Below are 18,897 nucleotides of genomic sequence, written 5' to 3' on the forward strand. Positions count from 1 at the left end.
ACGCCGCTTTATTTGTCGAGTGACTCGATCTTGCGTTCGACCCAGTCGCGTGCAGGATCGCCACCCCAGAGGAGCCAGGCAATGTAGCCGGCTGAGGGGTCGCTGTCCGATCCCCATTCATGGGTTTTCGTGTTCTGATCCGATTTGTGACGGGCAAAGAAACTGTGCATGGATTTGAGATCGCTTTCATCCAGATCTTTCTGTTCAGCCAGCTGCTCTGCGCGTTTGACACCGGCTTCTGTGCCACCGCGATTGAATTTTTCACGCAATCGAAGACCGTGGCGTGCCGCCGAGGCCATTTCCTTGGTTGGGTGGAAGCTTTTTTCAGACATGAACCATCTCGCAGTCGGATAGACTGGTTGAACTCGCTGGAGACGCTATGGTTGCGCAGCGCTCAAGTGACGGGAGCGGCTCGATATGGCGCTTCAGACGATATGATGCTGCTTGTGTCGAATACCTTCGACTGTTCCGCTTGCGATACGGGAGATCGTTCCCAGTGAAACGTTATAGTCGGAAGCGATGGATTTCAGGGATCCCCCGGCGCGGCATCTTTTCCTGATATCCAGTTTCTGGTCGGGCGTGATACGGGCGGGATCTTGATTTCAGACTTCTAGAGATCTGATTGACGATTTTTGGGGTGGCGTTCGCTGGATTGCTACGCGCCCGCGTTGATCCGCTTCAGTCAGAGTCACAGGCAGCTGTCATACCATCTGGAAGAAGATGGCCTTGCCGGCTGGGCGCTACGTGAAGTGGCGCATTGCCGCTGGACCCAGGGCAGGGGCCTTTTGCGTCTGCCCGAGACACGTGTCGATTTCTTGTTACGATCGACGTTCTTTCGCTGGCTCCCGATTTCGAGCCGCGAGAAGAAGCGCCGATGGCAGAGGCTGTCTAGAGCCTCTGCCCGGCCATGGGGAGAAACAATCATTCTCCCCATGATGTTCCGGTTCAGGCGCTGGCAGCAGCAGTCAGCATGGTTGTCAGACGCTGGGCGAAGCTTGCGGCATCGGGCAGTGTCTCGCCATCCTGGATACGGGCCACGTCGAGCAGGACATGTGCGAAATCGGCGACGCTCTCACCCTTTTCCACGCGTGCTGCAAGATCGCGGATCAGCGGATGATGCGGGTTGATTTCCATGATCGGGGCCGAAGGCGGCATGCCCTGACCCGAACGGCGCATCAGGCGCTGCATCATCTGATCCGGGCCACCTTCGCTCGTGATCACCACGGCGCTCCCGACCAGACGCACTGTGCCACGCACATCCTTGACTTCATCCCCCAGTGCTTCCTTCAGCGCCGGGATCAGCTTGTCGAGATCTGCGGCCTCGCCCTCAGGCGTCGGAGCTTCGAACTTCTCCAGATCGCCATGGGCCTGATTGATGGATTTCAGCACCTTGTCTTCGTAGGAAGACAGACGATCGGGCCAGAAGCCGTCTACCTGATCCGACAGCAGCAGAACTTCGATGCCACGGGCACGGAAGCCTTCGAGCTGCGGCGAGGCGGCTAGCGCTTCTGCATTTTCACCCGTCAGGTAGTAGATGGCTTCCTGACCCGGTTTCATGCGTGACAGATAGCCATCGAGCGTGGTCGGATCGTCGGAAGCTGTCGAGCGGAAGCGCGACAGGGCCGCAAGCTCCTGACGGTGCTCGGAGTCTTCCCAGATGCCTTCCTTGATGATCGGGCCGAAATTCTCCCAGAACGTGCCGTAAGCATCGGCCTGTTCCGTATCCTTCGAGCGGTTCTTGATTTCGGTCAGTACGCGCTTGGTCACGGCCTTGCGGATGCGTTGCAGAACAGGGGTCGCCTGAAGCATTTCGCGAGAGACGTTCAGGGGCAGATCTTCTGTATCGACCACACCCTGTACGAAGCGCAGCCAGGCCGGCAGAAGCTCTGCTTCATCGGTGATGAACATGCGGCGCACATGCAGATGCACCTTGCTCTCGCGCGACTGCTCCATGAAATCGAACGGGCGCGCACCGGGGATGAACAGCAGTGCCGTGAATTCGGTCGTGCCTTCGGCATTCCAGTGCAGGGTTGCATAGGGCTCGTCGAACTGGTGAGCGACGTGGCGGTAGAACTCCGTGTACTGCTCGGGCGTGATGTCGGATTTCGACTTGCGCCAGAGAGCCGTACCCTCATTGGCCGATTTGTCTTCCTCGCCTTCGCGCAGGGTGATCGGCCAGGAGATATGATCGGCCCATTTGCGAATGATGGAGCGCAGACGCCAGGCATCAAGGAACTCATCGGCATCGGTTTTGATATGCAGGATGATGTCCGTGCCGGGCTGCTCACGCTCGGCCGGGGCGATCGTATAGGCCCCCTTGCCATCGGATGACCATTTCCAGGCCTGATCCGAACCGGGCTGGCGCGAAATCACATCGACCTTGTCGGCCACCATGAAGGCGGCGTAGAAGCCCACGCCGAACTGGCCGATGAGGCTGGGGCGGTCTTCGGGCTTGGCGCTGTTCAGCTTTTCACCGAAAGCGCGTGTGCCGGAACGGGCGATGGTGCCGAGATTGCTTGCCAGTTCTTCACGGCTCATGCCTGCGCCGTTATCGCTGATGGTCAGCAGGCGGGCATCCTTGTCGGGCGTGATGCGAATGGCAGCATCTGCGGGCAGCGCCTTGGCGGCATCGGTCAGGGCTTCGAAACGGCGTTTGTCCGAAGCATCTGCGGCATTGGCGACCAGCTCACGCAGGAAGATCTCGCGTTCGGAATAAAGGGCGTGAACGACAAGGTCGAGCAGACGCCCGACTTCAGCGCTGAATTCATGCTGTTCGGCGCCCTGGACCTGATCTTTTTCTGTATTCTCGGTCATGGAATTCCCTCAAGACTGTCATGGTGTCGTATCGACACCTATTTGAAGGAAGAAGTAGAAATCCCGTTTCCTTTTTTCAAGAGATGCAAGGGCATAAGGGGAGCACGCAGTCGCGTGTCAGGGGCGCCAGCACAAGCGATTGTGCCTCATCCGGCGTGACCCAGCGTGCCTCGGCGATTTCGGCGGCCACTGTTACGTCCCCCTGCCACAGGAGAGCGAAAAGTTCAGCCCTGACGATATGACCGGGCTCATTGGCTGCAGGAGCCTCGATCCGTTTGAGAAAGCGGCAGGAAGAGCTGGATGCGCGCACACCCAGCTCTTCCTCGATTTCGCGCAGGAGCGCGGCCTGCGGCGTCTCGCCCGGCTCGATCTTGCCGCCGGGCTGCATGAAGGCCTGCGTGTTGCGCTTGCGCACGAGCAGGATCCTGCCTGCCCCGTCATGCAACAGGGCAGCAGCAATAATGATGACAGACACAGCAGAAAATCAGCCCGTTATGCCCGGTGCATCATCGCACAGAATGGACAGGCGCCCATCGGGCAGGCGATGCGCCTTGAGGGCTTCATAGCCCGGTACCGTGGGGTGAGGAACATCCACTTCATGTGTGTGCGTGGCTGTAATGACCACGACGCTGGCCCCGGCGGCCTCGCCCGCCTTGATGCCGGCGGGAGCATCTTCGAACACCGCGCAGTTTTTTGCTTCGAACCCCAGTCGCTGCGCCCCCAGAAGGAAACAATCGGGGGCGGGTTTGCCGTTAGGGGCATCCTCTGCCGTGATCAGAACCTTGGGCATGGGCAGCCCGGCAGTCTGGATACGCTTGAGCGCCAACGGGCGTGAGGCCGATGTCACGATGGCCCAGCGATCTTCGGGCAGGCTGTTCAGAAAAGCCTTGGCTCCCGGAATGGGGTCGATGCCATGGGTATCCTCCAGCTCGCGGCTGGTAATCCAGTGCGCTTCGGCTACGGGATCGACACCCGGCAGCTTCTGGCGGCGTATGGTCTCGACAGTCTGCACGCCGTGAATGGTGGGCAGGAATTTGGCGACGTCGAGACCATGTTTTTGTGCCCATAGGGTCCAGACGCGCTCTGCTGCGATGATGGAGGTCAGAATCGTGCCGTCCATGTCGAACAGGAAGGCATCGAAGGCTTTACCGGGAAACAGATCGTGCTCGGCCAAGGGAGATCTCCGTCATGAAGCGGGGTGTGCAGGGTGGGAGACCCTGCATGACCTGTCCAACGCAGGCAAGCTGGTGCCGGATCAACCCGGCGTGTCGACGGCAAGGCGGCCCAGAGCGGGATCGTCGGTGAAGAAGCCGTCGAGACCCATGTCGAGATAGCGTTTGACCTCGGCGATCATGCCCTTCGGGTTGCGGGCGTTCAGAGGTCCGCCGTCGCGCAGTTCTCTCGGCAGGCAGTAATTTTCAGGGCGTGCCGTGTAGGAATGAACCAGAAGCCCGGCCTCATGCGCATCCGTGATCAGGGTGGTGGGCGTGCCCCATGACCTGTCGGATTTGCGCGGGATCAGATCGGTGTTCGAAGGGCCTATGACATCGGCAAAACGGCGTATGTCGCGTAGTCCTTCCGGCTTCATGAAATCGCCGAAGGTTCTGGCCTCACTCTTGCCTATCAGATCGGGCGGGGTCTGGCCAGGCTCGCCCATCAGGAACATGACACGCGCCTGCGGGTTGATGGCGCGTGTCCTGTCTCCGATCGCTTTCAGATTGGTCGTCTCGAACGACTGGAGTTCGAGCGGTGCCTGACGTGTGTATTCATGCGCTGCGATGGTGCGCAGAAAAGCGGTTTCAGGATCGAGACCGAGGCTGTGGAAATGGGTGGAATTCTTGATCTCGGGAATGAGCCCGAACACCTTGCCGCGCGCTGCGGACTCAGCGGCAACGAAATCGATCACCTCTTCGAACGTCGGCACATCGAAATGACCGTCGTAACGCGTGTTGTGCGGTCGAAGCTGCGGCAGGCGCTCTTTCGCCCTCAGGGTCTTGAGTTCGGCAAGCGTGAAATCGGTCGTGAACCAGCCGGTTTCCTTCTGGCCATCGATGGTCAGGCTGCGCCTGCGCGCGGCAAATTCAGGGCGTGACGCCACATCGGTCGTATCGGCAATATTGCTTTCATGACGCACGATCAGCACGCCGTCCTTGGTCATGACCAGATCGGGCTCGATATAGTCGGCACCGTCTTCCAACGCCTTGGCGTAAGAGGCGAGAGTGTGCTCGGGCCGCAGGGCAGACGCGCCGCGATGGGCGAAAACGAGCGGCTTCGGTGCCAGCGAGGGCGCTGCAAAAGACCGGCAGGCAAGAGCGGGCACGCAGATACCGGCCATGGCAAGAGTGAGAGCGTGACGACGTGACAGCAAATCGAACCTCCTCAGGCCCGCTCCCGCCGGAATGACGGCCGGAAGGAGGCGCTGCAAAAAGAAAGGCGAGGCGGCCCGACGGGAGCGGGCTGCCTCCATTCGGTATCTGATCAGATTACCAGTTGGCGCTCAGCGTCAGGAAATACATGCGCGGTGCGATGGGATAGGCTGTGAACTGGCCTGAGGTCTGCGTGGTGCTGACCGTGGACCAGCCGCGCGTATTGGTCAGGTTGGTGATATTTCCCTGAACGCGCAAGGCCGGAATATGGGGAATGCCATGAATGGTGTAGCCCGCATTCATGCTGAACTGTGCGGTGGGCGAGGCCCAGAGATCGTTGGTGTAGGTGGTGTAGCGCTTGCCCATGACATCGCCGATGAACTGGCCGTAGAAATTGCCCCAGTTCGTGGTGGCGACGAATTTCTCGGTCCAGTCCGGCTGACCCGCCACATTGCGGCCTGCGATGCGGATGGTGGACGTGCCGGAGCTGTAATTGTCGTTATAGACCGACTTGTTATAGCTGAGCCCGTTATAGATCGAGAAATGCGGGCCGAACTGCGCGGTGAAGGAGAAATCCATACCGTCTGTCGTGACTGAGCCCACATTGGCGAGTGTCGTGGCCGAACCGATGATCGAGGACAGCGATTGCGTGGTGGCGATGGCGACCAGACGGTTCGAGAAATGCACATGGTAGTATTCGGCCTGTGCCGAGATATCGGTCAGCGGGCCAAGATTGACATGGTGATGGGTGCGCAGCCCGGTTTCATAGGTCCATGACGTTTCGACCTTGCCGTGCTTCTTGAAATCCTCGAAAGCCGCCTGACTTGTGGCGCCCCAGGGTGTGGCATTGCCATAGCCCGCATCCTGATAGGAGCGCATGTTTTCCTGGATATTGGCGAACCACTGCTCGTTGGGCGTGATGTTCCACAAGGCGCCGAAAGACGGCAGGAACGGTTTGACGGCCGCAATAGTGCCCCCCGGCACGGTCACCGCTGTTGCGGGCGAGAGTGAGCCCGGTTTGCCAGCAACCGGCAGCGTGCCATTGGTATAGACCAGCTCGGATTTGAAACCTGCGGAGAGGGTGAAGTTTTTCGAGACCTTCCAGCTGTCCTGCAGATGGGTCATGAAAGTGTTGGTGTAGAAATAGTTGGTGTACTGCTTGATCAGCGCATCCTGCTGGCGATCATAGGGTGTGGTCGGGTTGTTGGCATCCAGCGGATACCAGCGACGGGCCTGCGTGTTGTTGTTGCGCTCGTACCAGCCCCCGACCTCAAGGTCGTGATGGCCCAGCTTGTAGCGCAGGGTGGTGAGCAGACCGCCGCGATTATCCCAGTATTCGGTCGTGCGTGTGGCATAGCCCGAGCCACCGAACACGTTGCTGAGCTGGCTTGAGCTCTGATTGGGGAAATAGGCGCCGAACAGCGTGGGCAGGCCCGCTGCCGTGATCGGGCCGGCCACCACACCCTCACCGAGATTATGGTGATAATAGAGCTTGTTGTCCCAATGCAGGTTGCTGCTGAAATCGTGCTGCCAGCCCAGATAGGTCAGAAAATCCTGACGCTGGGCGGCGGAATAGTAGTTGCGGTAATTCAGCCCGGCATTCTTGTAGGCCGCCGAATTCAGATAGGATTTGGCATAGTTGAAATCAGGGTAGGTGAAGGGGCGCACATAGGTGCCATAGCCGTTGGGCAGCACAATACCGTCTTCATTCGGCTCGACCTTGTCGGACCAGTCGAAGAAATAGGTGATCTTGTCCTTGCTGCCCTTGTGGACGAATTTGGCGTTGACCTGATTGCCGCCCTGATGACCGGCAAAGTCCCAGGCGCGGGCATCCTGTCGCGCCCATGAAATATAGGCCGTGTTGCCGTTGCCGAAATTGCCGGTATCGAATCGGGCAAAGGTGCGGAAAGTCGAGAAGCTGCCGAAGGTCTGGTCGAGCTGACCGCCCATTTCCTGCTTGGGGTCGAGCGAGGAGAACAGCAGTGTGCCGCCCAGATTCGAGGTCGAGGCCGTGCCGAGCGCACCGGAACCGGTTGCTACGGTAGCATTGCCCACGTTTTCGCTGATTACCGCGCGCTGGGGCGAGAGGCCGTTGTAATTGCCATAGGCCTGATCGCCCAGAGGAATGCCATCGAGCGTATAGCCGAGCTGGTTCTGGTTGAAGCCGTGGATGAACAGTGAGGAATTCTGTTCGTTATTGCCCCAGGGGTCGGCATTGTTGAACACGACGCCCGGCAGGATCTGCAGTGCCTTGAGCGGGCTGACACCGGGCAGGATGCGCTGGAGCTGTGTGTGGCCGACACTCTGCTCGGAACGCGTGCGACGCGCCGTGGCGATAACTTCTTCTGCCGGCGCGGTTGAAACCAGCGCCCTGGCTTTGCGCGCGCTGTGCTGCGCATGAGCCTGCGAGGCAGGAGCCGCATTCTGGTGGACGGGAAGCTTTGTATCTGCAGCCTGAGCATAACCGCTCAGCAGGGCCAGGGGGGAACAGAAGAGAGACAGCGTAAGGAGATGGCGCTGCTGGCGAAGCTTCATTTGTGAATTTTCCTTTAAGGCGGCTCGGTCGCGGCGCACCCTATGCGGAGAGTTCGTTACGGTGTGTGAAGCTTCGGTGATTTGCGGATTACAGAACGATGACTCGCGAGAAAGGTCGAAAACCGGTTCATGAACGCAAAAGGGCTGCCCGATAACGGGCAGCCCTTTCGTTCCGATCGTCCCGGGGAGGGGAAATCAGAAGCGGTATTCGATACCGGCGCCGACAACTGTCGGGTCGAGAGAGTCATGAGCCTTGATGAAGGCGCCCGACCCACGATCGTTCGCCCAGGCATGCATGCGCATGAACATCTGCTTGGCATCGACGTTGAAGAACCAGTTGCCGACCAGCTGATAGTCGAAGCCGACATTGACCGACGGACCGCCTGTCACGCCAACGTTGAGCTTCTGCACCAGACCGCCAGCGGGGGACACGTTGTGGAACCAGGCGAGTGTCGCGCCCACGCCCACATACGGGTTGAAGCGCTTGTGCGGACGGAAATGCCAGGCCAGCGTGATGGTGGGCGGAAGAACCCAGGCGCTGCCGACATCGATGCCGCCCAGCGGTGTGTCCTTGGCGGCCACTTCATGACGCGTGCTGGCTGCGATCAGGTCGATCGAGACGTTGTCCGTGAAGAAATACTCGAACGTCAGTTCCGGCATGACCTGGTTGGTCGTCTTGACGCGGCCGGGGATGGCGGCGCCGTTCAGCCAGAGCTTGCTGTCGCGATCCTGGGGGATAACGCCGAGAGCGGACAGGCGGATGATGAAGTCACCCTTGCCGAGGCCGATCTTCGTGGTGGAGCAGGTCTTGAACAGACCGCATTCGTCGCTGGAGGAAGAGCGCGGTGCGGCCATCGCCTGGGCCTGGGGCGCCAGCACCATGTTCGTGGTGACCGGAGCGTTGACGACGGGGGTCGTCTGAGCCTGGGCACCCGGTGCAGCGACGGCGGCTGCAACAAAACCGGTCAGAAGAGCGGTGGAAACTTTGAAAGAGGTCTTCATCAACGTCATCCGTGATTAAACAGTGACGTTCTCTCACCATGCGTTATGATGCCGTGCCTTGATCCATGTCAAAGCCGCTACAACGTGGATAATGACCGTGGGGAATTGGCAACAGTATATGACGTAATGTTAACAAAACAAGAATAAGAATGAAATTCGAGGGTCTTAGTCACGATGGATGTGCAGACGAGAGACAGTATCAGCACACTCGGACCCTGCGGCAGTTCTGGGCTGTGTGTCCACTGCGAGGCACGATCACGGAGCATATGTTCGGTAATCGATCCGGAGCAGATGGTACGACTCGCGCAATACTCTCACCGCATTGCGGTCGCGCCAGGAAAAACCTTCATACAGGAAGGTGAGCCAGCCAATGATTTCTTCATTGTCACGGCAGGTCACGTAAAGCTTTTCACCCTCATGCCCGACGGCAGACGCCAGATCACGGGGTTTGGGCAGGCGGGTGATTTTCTGGGGCTTGCGAGCGGGACAACCTATGCGTTCAGCGCCGAGGCGCTTGGCCCGCTCTCCCTTTGTCGTTTTTCGCGTACCGGCCTTGGTGCACTGCGCCGGGAGTTTCCGGCACTCGAACTGCGCCTGATGGAAGAAGCCTCACGCGAGCTCGTTCAGGCGCAACGCCGCATGCTTCTGCTGGGGCGAAAGACCGCGCGCGAACGTCTGGCCAGCTTTCTGCTGGAGCAGCATTACCGCTCGCCAACAAAGGCGGTTGCCATTCATCTTCCGATGACTCGCACGGGGATTGCGGATTATCTCGGACTGACGATCGAGACCGTCAGCCGCACGATGAATGCATTGCAGCGCGAGAAGCTGATCACGATTACACAGGTCACGCATATCACCCTGCTCAACCTGCCTGCACTTGAGATTCTGTCACGCGGCGGGTGAGGGGAGAATACCCCGATGGACCGGTCCAATTGATGCCTTGACGTAGCCATGATGACGCGGGAGAGAGAACCCTTTCCCGCATAGAGCCTCATCCTTCAGGAGCGACAGATCATGGACCGTTTCATCATACGTGGCGGCAGGCGTCTTGAAGGCGAGATCGTGATTGGCGGCGCCAAGAATGCCGGTCTCAAACTCATGGTTGCGGGGCTTCTGACGTCCGAGCGTCTCATTCTTTCCAACGTACCCAAAATTGCCGACATCGAGACCATGCAGGTGCTGCTGCGCCAGCATGGTATTGCCGTCGAGCCGGTAGATGCCGAGGGACGGACGCTGTCGATCGGCGGTCCGATCACCTCTGTCGAGGCGCCTTACGATATCGTCTCGAAAATGCGCGCCTCGATTCTGGTGCTCGGTCCGCTACTTGCCCGTGCGCATGAGGCTCGTGTGTCGCTGCCTGGCGGATGTGCCATCGGCACCCGCCCTGTCGATTTGCATCTGAAGGGGCTTGAGACGCTTGGCGCGACCATTCGTCTGGAGAACGGCTATATCAATGCCAGCGCGCCAGGCGGTCTGGTGGGCGATCGGATTCTTCTGCCTTTTGCCTCTGTCGGCGCGACTGAAAACCTGCTCATGGCAGCGACCCTTGCCAAGGGACGCACGGAGATCGTCAATGCGGCGCGTGAGCCCGAGATCGGCGATCTGGTGGAATGTCTCAACCGCATGGGCGCGCGCATCAGCGGCGCCGGCACGGGTACGCTCGTTATCGATGGCGTCGAGGCGCTGTCAGGCGCACAGCATGCAATCATGGCCGATCGTATCGAATGCGGTACCTATGCCTGTGCAGCCGGTATCACCGGCGGTGATCTGCGTCTGATCGGCGGTCGTATACGCGATCTCGGGGCCGTGGTGCGCACGCTTGAGGAAGCGGGGGTCGAGGTGCTGGAAGAGGAAAATGCCATTCGTGTACGCCGCACGGGCGCGCTGAAAGGTGTGGATATCATGACCGAGCCCTATCCCGGCTTCCCGACCGATATGCAGGCCCAGTTCATGGCCATGCTGGCCGTAGCCGAAGGCGCCTCGATGGTAACCGAAACGATTTTCGAAAACCGTTTCATGCATGTGCCAGAGCTCAATCGTATGGGTGCGCGCATCAATGTTCATGGCTCTTCCGCTATCATCCGCGGCGTGGACCATCTCTCCGGTGCGCCTGTCATGGCGACCGATCTGCGCGCGTCGTTCTCTCTGATCCTTGCGGGTCTGGGCGCACAGGGTGAGACGTCACTCAGCCGTATCTATCATCTTGATCGCGGTTATGAGGCCGTGGACCGCAAGCTTTCTGCGGTCGGCGCAGATATCGAGCGTATCCACGACTGATCGGGACATTGGGATGCTTCCAGAGGATCACGGTCCTCCGGAAGTCTGCTTATGTGAAGTCCGCTTATGTATTGAGTGAAAGGGGCGAGCCCTTTTGCATGGGGCGGGACAGCGCCCCCTTATGCGCTTTCCCACCCGGTCGGAGCGCTCAACACTCCTTAATGGCTTCTGCCGTGCGCAGGCTGAGCGCCATGATGGCCAGAGCCGGATTTGCAGCGGTCGCACTTGGGAAGACCGAGTGATCGCAGATCCACAGATTGTCGATGTCATGGCTGCGACCGAACGGATCGACGACCGAGTGATCAGGGTCGGTCCCCATGCGGCAGGTGCCAATCATATGGGCAGCGCGATCCATGGCCCAGATGTCCTTCGCGCCGGCGGCTTCCCAGATTGCCGTCATGGTGCGCGCCATGTGCTCATGCATGGCCTGCTCGTTGGGACCGTAGCTGAACGTGATCTTGGGCTTCGGCACGCCTGCACGACCCGGTTCGTCGGATAACGTGACGAGATTGTCGTCATTGGGCAGGCAGTCGCCATGCGCGCCGAGACCGGCCATATAGTTGTAACCGCGCAGATAGCGCGTCAGTTCCTCACCCCACAGACCGCGCCCGCGCGCAACGCCGGTGGCCCATGTCAGGGGCATCATGCCAAGAGACTGGATAAGATAGCCGCCTGCAAAATCGGCATCTTTTGGGCGCATCATGTCTTCGGTGATGGTCAGTGAGGGGTAACCCTTGTTGGGTCGGATGATTTCGTCGAATGTGCCCCAGACCTGCGTCGAAATATGGGCCATGTAGTTGCGCCCGACCTGGCCGCTGCGATTGGCCAGACCCGTATGCAGAAGCAGACGGGCTGTTTCCACGGCACCGGCGGAGAGGACGAGCGTGGCGCATTTCTGAACCCGGTCTTCATTGCCCTCGCGATAGACGACGCCGGTTACACGTCCAGAGGAATCGCGCTCGATTCCGTGGACGAAGCAGTTGGGCCGTATTTCCGCGCCTGCTGCGATAGCCCGCGGCAGGTATGTTACATCCGTGCCCGACTTTGCGCCGTTGCGGCACCCCTGATGACAGGCGCCGCACCCGGTACAGGCCTTGCGGTCTCCCCAGTCGCGCGTGATCAGGGCCGTCGGGCCATCGGCATTGCGTATGCCCAGTGCGTTGCATCCGCGCGCCATGATCTGGGCCGCTCCGTTGCGCTGCGGCGGCGGATAGGCATAGCGGCGCTCGGGATCCCACGGATAGTTTTCCGGCCCTGATACGCCGATTTCGTGTTCGACGCGTTCGATAAAGGGACGGATCGTTTCGAAACCGAAGGGCCAGTCGACCCCCTTGCCGGTCTCGCTATGCAGCTTCATGTCACGTGCATCGATACGTGGCATGAAAGCCCCGAAATGCAGCATGGAGCCACCCACACCCGTACCACTGTTATTGCCACCGAAGGCCATGGGGTTGGCGCCGCCGGAAAGGCGTTCCTCCAGCCAGTAGATTTCCGAGGCAGTCGCTTCATCGGGCGTGTGCTGTTTGGGCTCGAAATGCGGTCCGGCTTCGAGCGCGACGACTTTCATGCCCGACCGGGCCAGTTCCGCCAGAAGCGGGGCGCCACCGGCACCTGTACCAATCACAACGACGTCGACAACTTCGTTATCGGCAAAACGACGGGTTTTCATAGCGCACCCCCTTTTTCTCTGGGTTCCCAGTCTTCCTCGACACCTTCTCCCATTTCGGAGAAGCCTTGGAAGAACCCGTCGCCACCATTGAAAACGGCGTCGATCCCGAGCTGCGCCTGCACTGCAGGATGGGAGATGAAGATCTGGACGCAGTCGGCACGCAGATCGGCAAACCATGCACGCATCTGCGTGGCATCCAGCCTGTCCGTCGCGAGTGCACCTTCGGCTATGGAATGAACAAGGTTATCCTGTGTCGCGGCATCCAGAGCGGCGAAGGATTTGCCTTGCGTGGAGCGCGCGTGATCGTCGAGGCCGATCAGGGCCCACTCATAAGCTTCGCGGTCAGGGGGAAGGGTTGCGAAGCGCCAGCCATCTCCTGCCGTTCCCAATCGGGCATCGATACGGGCGGCCAGATTGATGCTGGCATCGTTCAGTACGGCTTTCTGCGGCAGGACACGTGCGGTCAGTGCGCCAAGTGTCTCATAGGCAGAACCGGACAGAATGCGTGGCGTGTAATCGGCATCACTGGTCTGGGCACGTTCTTCCATGATCTGGCGCGTGCGGCCCGAAATACGATCCGAATCCAGCAGAGCCAGATAATCCGGGTCTATGGCGGGGGGGAGAGATGTCTGGCTCATGGTGCGTTCCCAAAACCGTGATGACGCTTTTAACATGCCCGACATGGGTAAAGTTTCAGAGCGCTACGCCCGTCAAGTTGTTGAGAATGCTTCTCAAAAATGCATTCCCGATGCAGTGTCGAGTCGCGCGGGAGCGGTCGGGTTGCCGGTATGAAAACGCTGCTGCAGGGCGCGGTCCGACCTCCCGGCGAGAGACATATCCCTTGAATCTGGCTGCGATTGAGCTGTTTCCGGAAGGACGGTCGTTCAGTGCGGGGCATGAGGCAAAGCCTCATGACCTCGGTGATATCAGAGACGCGGTGTCGTGACGCCAAGCTGTTTCATGTATTTGCCTGCGCGATCGGCATAGCTTGTCTCGCAGGGCGAGGCGCCCTGGAAAAACAGGAACTGGCAGATGCCTTCATTGGCATAGATGCGTGCAGGCAGTTTTGTGGTGTTGCTGATCTCGATGGTGACCTGACCTTCCCATTCCGGTTCGAGAGGGGTCACGTTCACGATAATGCCGCAGCGGGCATAGGTGGATTTGCCGAGACAGACCACGAGCACATCGCGAGGGATACGGAAATACTCGACCGTATGTGCGAGGGCGAAGCTGTTGGGCGGAATGGTGATATCGCCGGTGCGGGTGACGAAGCTGTTGGCGGCAAAATGCTTGGGGTCCACCACCGCATTGTCGACATCGGTGAAGATCTTGAAATCCTCACCCACACGGGCGTCGTATCCATAGGACGACAGGCCGTAGGAAATCACGCCTTCGCGTTTCTGGGCTTCGACGAAGGGCTCGATCATGCCCTTTTCCTGAGCCATCTGACGGATCCAGCTATCTGGCATGATGGGCATGGCGTGACTTCCGGTATGTGAACGATAAAAGGGTTTGCAGGTCTAGCCGCGACGGCATGTCTCTGCAAACCCGCAGGACGGGTTCAGGCGATATGGGTCAGGAATACGACCTTGGAGCCACCGCCCTCGACCAGGGTCTTGATGGCATTGTTGAACACCTTGCCGTGCTCCATGCCCATATGGGCCTTGAAGGCATCGTCGTCGCGATAGGTTTCTTCCACGTGGAAAAAGTCGGGGTCTTCCTCAAGCGTGTAGACCACGAAACGCTCATTGCCGGGTTCGCTGCGCACGTCATCGGCGAGCGCCGTGAGGAGACGGGCGAGTTCATCGCGCTTGCCGGGCAGGGCGCGCATGGTGGCGTAAAGTACCTTGGACATGGGTATTCCTTTCAGGGCGTAGATGTCTCGGCAGGCGTGACGGGCATGTCCTGATCTTCAGGCGCCTTGACGGCACGATTGCGTACCTGCGCCTTGCGACGCAGAAGATTGGCACGCAGGGCTGCGGCCTCGCGCGCCAGACGCTTTTCCAGATCGGCCTGGGCCTTTTCGGTCAGGGTCGGTACCGGGCGTGCAGGAAGGGTCATGAGAAGGAAGTCCTAAACTGGTCCGACAGATCGCTACCGAGCAGCTCATCATAGACAGCAAGCGTTGCCGACTGCATCTGCCGGGTGGTGTAGTTTTCTGCAATGTGATGACGCGCCGTTTCTGCCAGCAGGGTGCGCGCGCCCTCGGACAGGGTAAGGATCTGCAAAAGGGCATCGGCCAGCGCAGCCGTATCGTCGGGTGGCACGAGAAGACCGGTGCGATAGGGCAGGACTGTTTCCATGGCGCCGCCCTGGGCCGTCACGACAACGGGTCGCCCCATGGCCTGCGCCTCGATCACCACGCGCCCGAAAGGTTCAGGGCGCAGGGAGGGAACTGCCACGACATCGGCCAGCGCATAGGCGGCAGGCATGTCCTGACAGAGCCCTGCAAAACGCAGTCGTTCCGAAAGACCGAGACGGGCAGCGGTTGCGGCGATCTCCTTGACGTATTCGTCTTCGGGGTCCGCCGGGCCGACCAGTACGGCGAGCCATGCACCGGGTAAAAGAGCCTGCAGCTGTGCCATGGCACGAAGAAGGAAAAGCTGGCCCTTCCAGCGCGTCAACCGACCGGGCAGGAGAATGACAGGTGTACCGGGAGGAACCTGCCATTTTTCGGCGAGGGCCTGCATGCGCGCGCCATTGACGAGGGCCGGCTCGAAACGGCTCATATCGGCCCCGCGCGGGATCAGGCGCAGCCTGTCATCGCCAACACGGTAATCGTTGCGCAGGCGCGTTGCGATATAGGCGCTTATGGCGATGACGCGTGCACCGCGCGCCAGAACCGAATTGTACCGTTTCTTGCCCGGAAATCCGGCATTGTGGACGCCATGCCACGTTGTGACCAGCGGTATGCCGGTGCGTTTCGTGGCGCGCCAGGCTGCCCATGCTGGCGCGCGCGAGCGGGCATGAACGAGATCGATCCTCTCATCGCGTATCAGCTGCGAGAGGATGCGTGCATGACGCATGATCGAGAAAGGCGATTTCTGTCCGAGAGGCAGCTCGATATGGCGTGCGCCAACCGACAGGAGGCGTGGAACCAGGGCGCCGCTGGCACTGGCCACCACGGCACGACCGCCTGCAGCGACGATCGCCTCGGCCATTTCGACCGTCCCCTGTTCGATCCCGCCCGTGCCGAGGGCCGGAAGAACCTGAAGAATATGGGGACAGCGGCGTGACATGAATTGCGGGTAGCATGAAGCGTGTCCCGCCGGGAGAGGAAAGAGAAGTCCATACTCAAAAAACCCATAAACCGGGTTTGTGTGCGTCTGCGAAACAGAATAGCGGGCTTTCGGGCCACTGCTGTCGCGATCCGCGGTTTGCGCTTAATGCGTCATCCGGATCGGATCACAGAACGCAGATCATGAGCGGGATCCGAAACAGGATCGGGGGCCGCGTCGAGAACAGGAGTGGAAACAGAGAAGGCCGGGGGAGGGTCCCCCGGCCTTCTTGCTGCGTATCGATCGTCAGACGACTGTCAGACCACCGTTTCAGGGCAGTGCGGCTTAATGCTTTGCCTCGTCGGGCAGGGCATAGACCACGAGCTGATCTGTAACGGGCGTCATCATGAAGTGATGGCCACCGGCCATGATGGCGACATACTGCTTGCCGTTGACTTCATAGGTCATCGGGTTGGCCTGACCGCCACCGGGGAGCACGTCGGACCACACGTCCTTGCCGGTCTTGATGTCGATGGCGCGGATCTGGTTGTCGGTTGCGGCTGCCACAAAGACGAGACCGCCCTTGGTGATGACCGAGCCACCGTTATTTGGCGTACCGATATTGAGCGGCAGGCCGGTTGGCATGTTCCAGGGACCATTCGCGCGAGCCGTGCCGAGGGGGCGCGACCACAGGACCTTCTTGGTCTTGATGTCGATGGCCTCGATCATGCCGTAAGGCGGCTTGTTGCACATCATGCCCGTGTATTCGTTCCAGAACGGGGTCACGACAATGCCGTAAGGCGTGTCGGCCTGCGCACCGTTGCCTTCTGCACCACCGCCAGCCGGGTTATAGGTGGGGTTGTCGATTGGCTTCAGGCCCAGCGCATCAGCCTTCTTGCGGGTGATGAGCTGATCGTACATCGGGGTGGAGTTCCAGTTGGCAATGACAATGCCCGATTCCGGGTCATAGGCCATGCTGCCCCAGTCGCTGCCACCGTTATAGCCGGGATATTCGATATTCGGCTTGTCGAGTGCAGGCGGGGTGAACTCACCGACATAACGTGCCTTGCGATACTTGATGCGGCAGAAAAGCTGGTCGATGGGCGACATGCCCCACATGTCGCTTTCCTTCAGATCGGGGAAAGCAAGACGCGGGAAAGCGGTCGACCAGGGCTGGGTCGGGCTGCGCGGATCGTCAGCCATGGTGCTGGCAGGCGCAGGTTTTTCGACGACCGGGAATTCCGGAAGCGGCTTGCCGGTAGCGCGATCGAGCACGAAGGTCTGACCACGCTTCGTGGGGACGAGCAGGGCCGGCGTGACCGAACCGTCAGCATGACGATAGTCGAATTTCGTGGCCTGAGAGCCGATATCGTAGTCCCAGACGTCCTTGTGCGCCGTCTGGAAGACCCAGCGCGGCTCGCCCGTCTTGACGTCGAGTGCGACGATGGAGGACGAAACGGCGTTCTCCTTGTCGGTACGCATGGCACTGTAATAATCGGCAGCGGAGTTGCCGGTCGGGACATAAACGAGGCCGAGCTCGTTATCGCCCGTCATGGCGGCCCAGGAATTCGGTGTGCCTCGGCTGTAGAATTTGCCGGGCTCGGGCTGGTGATGGTCGTCGGGGTTATTGACGTCCCAGGCCCAGACGAATTTGCCGCTTTCGGCATCGTAGCCGCGGATCACGCCCGAAGGGGCCCAGCGACGCTGTCCGTCGAGGACTTCATGATTGACGACGACGATACCGTTGATGACCGGCGGCGGGGTGGTCATGGACACGAAGCCCGGTACGGATTCGCCCATGCCCTGCATCAGGTTGACCTGACCGCCAAAGCCGAAGCCCTCGCACAGCTTGCCCGTCTCGGCATCGACCTGGATCAGGCGCATGTCGAGCGTGGCTTCCATAATGCGGTTATGGCAGGGCTGCCCCTCAGGAACGGTCGAGGAGGTGTAATAGGTCACGCCCTTGCACGCAGCGGTGTAGGGGATCGACTGGTATTTCACCCCGGCGTCATGACGCCAGATTTCCTTGCCTGTCGCGGCATCGATACGCATCATGTCGTTCATGGCCGAACACATGTAGAGCGAATTGCCGACCTTGATGGGGGTGGTTTCAGCCGCCCATTTATTGGCCTGACCCGGACCCGGCTTGCTGCCCGTGTGATAGACGAAGGCGCGCTTGAGCTTGCCGACATTTTCCGGTGTCAGCTGTTCCAGTGGCGAATAGCGCGTCTGGTTGGAGTCGCGACCATAGGCAGGCCAGTCCTCGCGTGCTGGTGTGCCATCGATCTGGGGCACGGCAGCGGGAACGTCGGCAATCCCGATTTCGGAAATATCGGGCAGGTTTGCGGCATTTACGCCTGGGGCCTGCGGGGCGGAAGGCGGCGGACCGCCAAAGCGGCCGGCACCGGCGTTATGGGCCTCGCTGACGGGCGTGTTGTCTTCGCCGGGTGTCGAGGTCGAGGGCGGGATCTGGGCAAAAGCCACCGTCGCCGAAATCATGCCACCCAGAATGGTGGCGGTCATGAGAGCTGGTTTACGCATCAGACGGCTCCGCGGGAAACTGGACGAACCGTATCCTGACGACGCAGGACAGGCAGGCTGAGCACGACAAGAATGGCAATCAGCGTCGGGCCGAAAAGGCGCGGCAGCCAGCCCCACCAGTCGAAGCCGCATTCTGCAATGGTCCAGACCAGCGTGCCGGCCCATGCGAGCAGGAAAAGATACCCGCCGAGCAGACGGCCCATGGCCATGAAAAGGCCGGATGCCAGCAGAACGATGCCGCAGATAAGGTAATAGGCAGAGCCGCCGAGGCTCAGCAGATAACCGCCACCGCCAACAAAAATCAGCCCGAACAGGACGATCAGTATGGCGAGCGCCAAAGTTGCCCAGTCGCCAGCGCGTCTGGGTCTGGTACGAGACGTCATGAAACCTCCTTGAGACAAGCTGCGGACACTATCCTGAAGGCAAACAGAACAGGGCAACACATATCGGTGAAAACCATGATACGTTCGGTGAG

The 18,897-nt window shown here is 60.0% G+C and carries 18 protein-coding genes; 2 read left to right on the plus strand and 16 right to left on the minus strand.

Features of this window, described 5'->3' with window-relative positions; translation table 11 throughout:
- Nucleotides 1-8: 8 nt before the first annotated feature.
- The 8 genes from NF685_RS12675 to NF685_RS12705 all read right to left on the minus strand — a co-directional run bounded on the left by NF685_RS12675 (nt 9) and on the right by NF685_RS12705 (nt 8,717).
- Nucleotides 9-332, minus strand: a complete 324-nt coding sequence (locus tag NF685_RS12675; protein ID WP_222546150.1) for a hypothetical protein — start codon at nt 330-332, stop codon at nt 9-11.
- 93 nt (nt 333-425) lie between these two features.
- A complete protein-coding gene (locus tag NF685_RS14360) occupies nt 426-584 on the minus strand; it encodes a hypothetical protein (protein WP_353936382.1) in 159 nt (52 codons plus the stop codon).
- A gap of 361 nt (nt 585-945) precedes the next feature.
- Nucleotides 946-2,814, minus strand: a complete 1,869-nt coding sequence (gene htpG / locus NF685_RS12680; RefSeq protein ID WP_222546149.1) for a molecular chaperone HtpG — start codon at nt 2,812-2,814, stop codon at nt 946-948.
- A gap of 76 nt (nt 2,815-2,890) precedes the next feature.
- Nucleotides 2,891-3,289, minus strand: coding sequence for an NUDIX hydrolase (locus NF685_RS12685; protein WP_222546148.1), 399 nt, complete (start codon nt 3,287-3,289; stop codon nt 2,891-2,893).
- Nucleotides 3,290-3,298: 9 nt separating this feature from the next.
- Nucleotides 3,299-3,988 carry an HAD-IA family hydrolase gene (locus NF685_RS12690; RefSeq protein ID WP_222546147.1) on the minus strand — a complete coding sequence of 230 codons (690 nt, stop codon included), beginning with the start codon at nt 3,986-3,988 and terminating at the stop codon, nt 3,299-3,301.
- 81 nt (nt 3,989-4,069) lie between these two features.
- Nucleotides 4,070-5,182: a glycerophosphodiester phosphodiesterase family protein gene (locus NF685_RS12695; protein WP_252849901.1), complete on the minus strand. Its 1,113-nt coding sequence runs from the start codon at nt 5,180-5,182 to the stop codon at nt 4,070-4,072.
- A gap of 115 nt (nt 5,183-5,297) precedes the next feature.
- A complete protein-coding gene (locus tag NF685_RS12700; protein WP_252849902.1) occupies nt 5,298-7,715 on the minus strand; it encodes a TonB-dependent receptor in 2,418 nt (805 codons plus the stop codon).
- 195 nt (nt 7,716-7,910) lie between these two features.
- Nucleotides 7,911-8,717, minus strand: a complete 807-nt coding sequence (locus NF685_RS12705) for an OmpW/AlkL family protein (protein WP_222546145.1) — start codon at nt 8,715-8,717, stop codon at nt 7,911-7,913.
- A gap of 291 nt (nt 8,718-9,008) precedes the next feature.
- On the opposite strand from NF685_RS12705, the gene NF685_RS12710 reads away from it, so the two are divergent.
- Complete coding sequence (locus NF685_RS12710; protein ID WP_252849903.1) at nt 9,009-9,620, plus strand: Crp/Fnr family transcriptional regulator; 612 nt, start codon at nt 9,009-9,011, stop codon at nt 9,618-9,620.
- Between the two features lie 111 nt (nt 9,621-9,731).
- On the plus strand, nt 9,732-10,994 hold the full coding sequence (murA, locus tag NF685_RS12715) for a UDP-N-acetylglucosamine 1-carboxyvinyltransferase (RefSeq protein ID WP_222546144.1): 1,263 nt from the start codon (nt 9,732-9,734) through the stop codon (nt 10,992-10,994).
- 148 nt (nt 10,995-11,142) lie between these two features.
- Here the strand turns inward: murA and NF685_RS12720 are convergent, their stop codons facing one another.
- The 8 genes from NF685_RS12720 to NF685_RS12755 all read right to left on the minus strand — a co-directional run bounded on the left by NF685_RS12720 (nt 11,143) and on the right by NF685_RS12755 (nt 18,805).
- Entirely contained in the window at nt 11,143-12,663 is a 1,521-nt protein-coding gene (locus tag NF685_RS12720; protein ID WP_252849904.1) for a GMC family oxidoreductase, read from the minus strand.
- On the minus strand, nt 12,660-13,301 hold the full coding sequence (locus tag NF685_RS12725) for a gluconate 2-dehydrogenase subunit 3 family protein (RefSeq protein ID WP_222546142.1): 642 nt from the start codon (nt 13,299-13,301) through the stop codon (nt 12,660-12,662). Before NF685_RS12725 ends, NF685_RS12720 begins: the two co-directional genes overlap by 4 nt.
- A gap of 288 nt (nt 13,302-13,589) precedes the next feature.
- Nucleotides 13,590-14,141: a dCTP deaminase gene (gene dcd, locus NF685_RS12730; RefSeq protein ID WP_222546141.1), complete on the minus strand. Its 552-nt coding sequence runs from the start codon at nt 14,139-14,141 to the stop codon at nt 13,590-13,592.
- Nucleotides 14,142-14,224: 83 nt separating this feature from the next.
- Complete coding sequence (locus NF685_RS12735) at nt 14,225-14,518, minus strand: putative quinol monooxygenase (protein ID WP_222546140.1); 294 nt, start codon at nt 14,516-14,518, stop codon at nt 14,225-14,227.
- Between the two features lie 11 nt (nt 14,519-14,529).
- Complete coding sequence (locus tag NF685_RS12740) at nt 14,530-14,724, minus strand: hypothetical protein (protein ID WP_222546139.1); 195 nt, start codon at nt 14,722-14,724, stop codon at nt 14,530-14,532.
- Nucleotides 14,721-15,902, minus strand: coding sequence for a glycosyltransferase family 4 protein (locus NF685_RS12745; protein WP_252849905.1), 1,182 nt, complete (start codon nt 15,900-15,902; stop codon nt 14,721-14,723). The genes NF685_RS12740 and NF685_RS12745 overlap by 4 nt, the downstream gene beginning before the upstream one ends.
- Nucleotides 15,903-16,226: 324 nt before the next feature.
- Entirely contained in the window at nt 16,227-18,422 is a 2,196-nt protein-coding gene (locus tag NF685_RS12750; protein WP_222546137.1) for a pyrroloquinoline quinone-dependent dehydrogenase, read from the minus strand.
- Nucleotides 18,422-18,805 (minus strand): glycerol dehydrogenase, encoded by a 384-nt coding sequence (locus tag NF685_RS12755; protein WP_222546136.1) that lies wholly within the window; start codon nt 18,803-18,805, stop codon nt 18,422-18,424. Before NF685_RS12755 ends, NF685_RS12750 begins: the two co-directional genes overlap by 1 nt.
- Between the last annotated feature and the right edge of the window lie 92 nt (nt 18,806-18,897).

It is taken from the genome of Asaia lannensis NBRC 102526, assembly GCF_024054035.1.
In the GTDB taxonomy this organism is placed as follows: domain Bacteria; phylum Pseudomonadota; class Alphaproteobacteria; order Acetobacterales; family Acetobacteraceae; genus Asaia; species Asaia lannensis.

What these genes read in the sequence shown, in the direction of transcription:
- NF685_RS12675 (WP_222546150.1), bottom strand. Translation starts at nt 332, where the DNA reads ATGTCTGAAAAAAGCTTCCACCCAACCAAGGAAATGGCCTCGGCGGCA.
- htpG (WP_222546149.1), bottom strand. Translation starts at nt 2,814, where the DNA reads ATGACCGAGAATACAGAAAAAGATCAGGTCCAGGGCGCCGAACAGCAT.
- NF685_RS12700 (WP_252849902.1), bottom strand. Translation starts at nt 7,715, where the DNA reads ATGAAGCTTCGCCAGCAGCGCCATCTCCTTACGCTGTCTCTCTTCTGT.
- NF685_RS12705 (WP_222546145.1), bottom strand. Translation starts at nt 8,717, where the DNA reads ATGAAGACCTCTTTCAAAGTTTCCACCGCTCTTCTGACCGGTTTTGTT.
- NF685_RS12710 (WP_252849903.1), top strand. Translation starts at nt 9,009, where the DNA reads ATGGTACGACTCGCGCAATACTCTCACCGCATTGCGGTCGCGCCAGGA.
- murA (WP_222546144.1), top strand. Translation starts at nt 9,732, where the DNA reads ATGGACCGTTTCATCATACGTGGCGGCAGGCGTCTTGAAGGCGAGATC.
- NF685_RS12720 (WP_252849904.1), bottom strand. Translation starts at nt 12,663, where the DNA reads ATGAAAACCCGTCGTTTTGCCGATAACGAAGTTGTCGACGTCGTTGTG.
- NF685_RS12725 (WP_222546142.1), bottom strand. Translation starts at nt 13,301, where the DNA reads ATGAGCCAGACATCTCTCCCCCCCGCCATAGACCCGGATTATCTGGCT.
- dcd (WP_222546141.1), bottom strand. Translation starts at nt 14,141, where the DNA reads ATGCCCATCATGCCAGATAGCTGGATCCGTCAGATGGCTCAGGAAAAG.
- NF685_RS12735 (WP_222546140.1), bottom strand. Translation starts at nt 14,518, where the DNA reads ATGTCCAAGGTACTTTACGCCACCATGCGCGCCCTGCCCGGCAAGCGC.
- NF685_RS12740 (WP_222546139.1), bottom strand. Translation starts at nt 14,724, where the DNA reads ATGACCCTTCCTGCACGCCCGGTACCGACCCTGACCGAAAAGGCCCAG.
- NF685_RS12745 (WP_252849905.1), bottom strand. Translation starts at nt 15,902, where the DNA reads ATGTCACGCCGCTGTCCCCATATTCTTCAGGTTCTTCCGGCCCTCGGC.
- NF685_RS12750 (WP_222546137.1), bottom strand. Translation starts at nt 18,422, where the DNA reads ATGCGTAAACCAGCTCTCATGACCGCCACCATTCTGGGTGGCATGATT.
- NF685_RS12755 (WP_222546136.1), bottom strand. Translation starts at nt 18,805, where the DNA reads ATGACGTCTCGTACCAGACCCAGACGCGCTGGCGACTGGGCAACTTTG.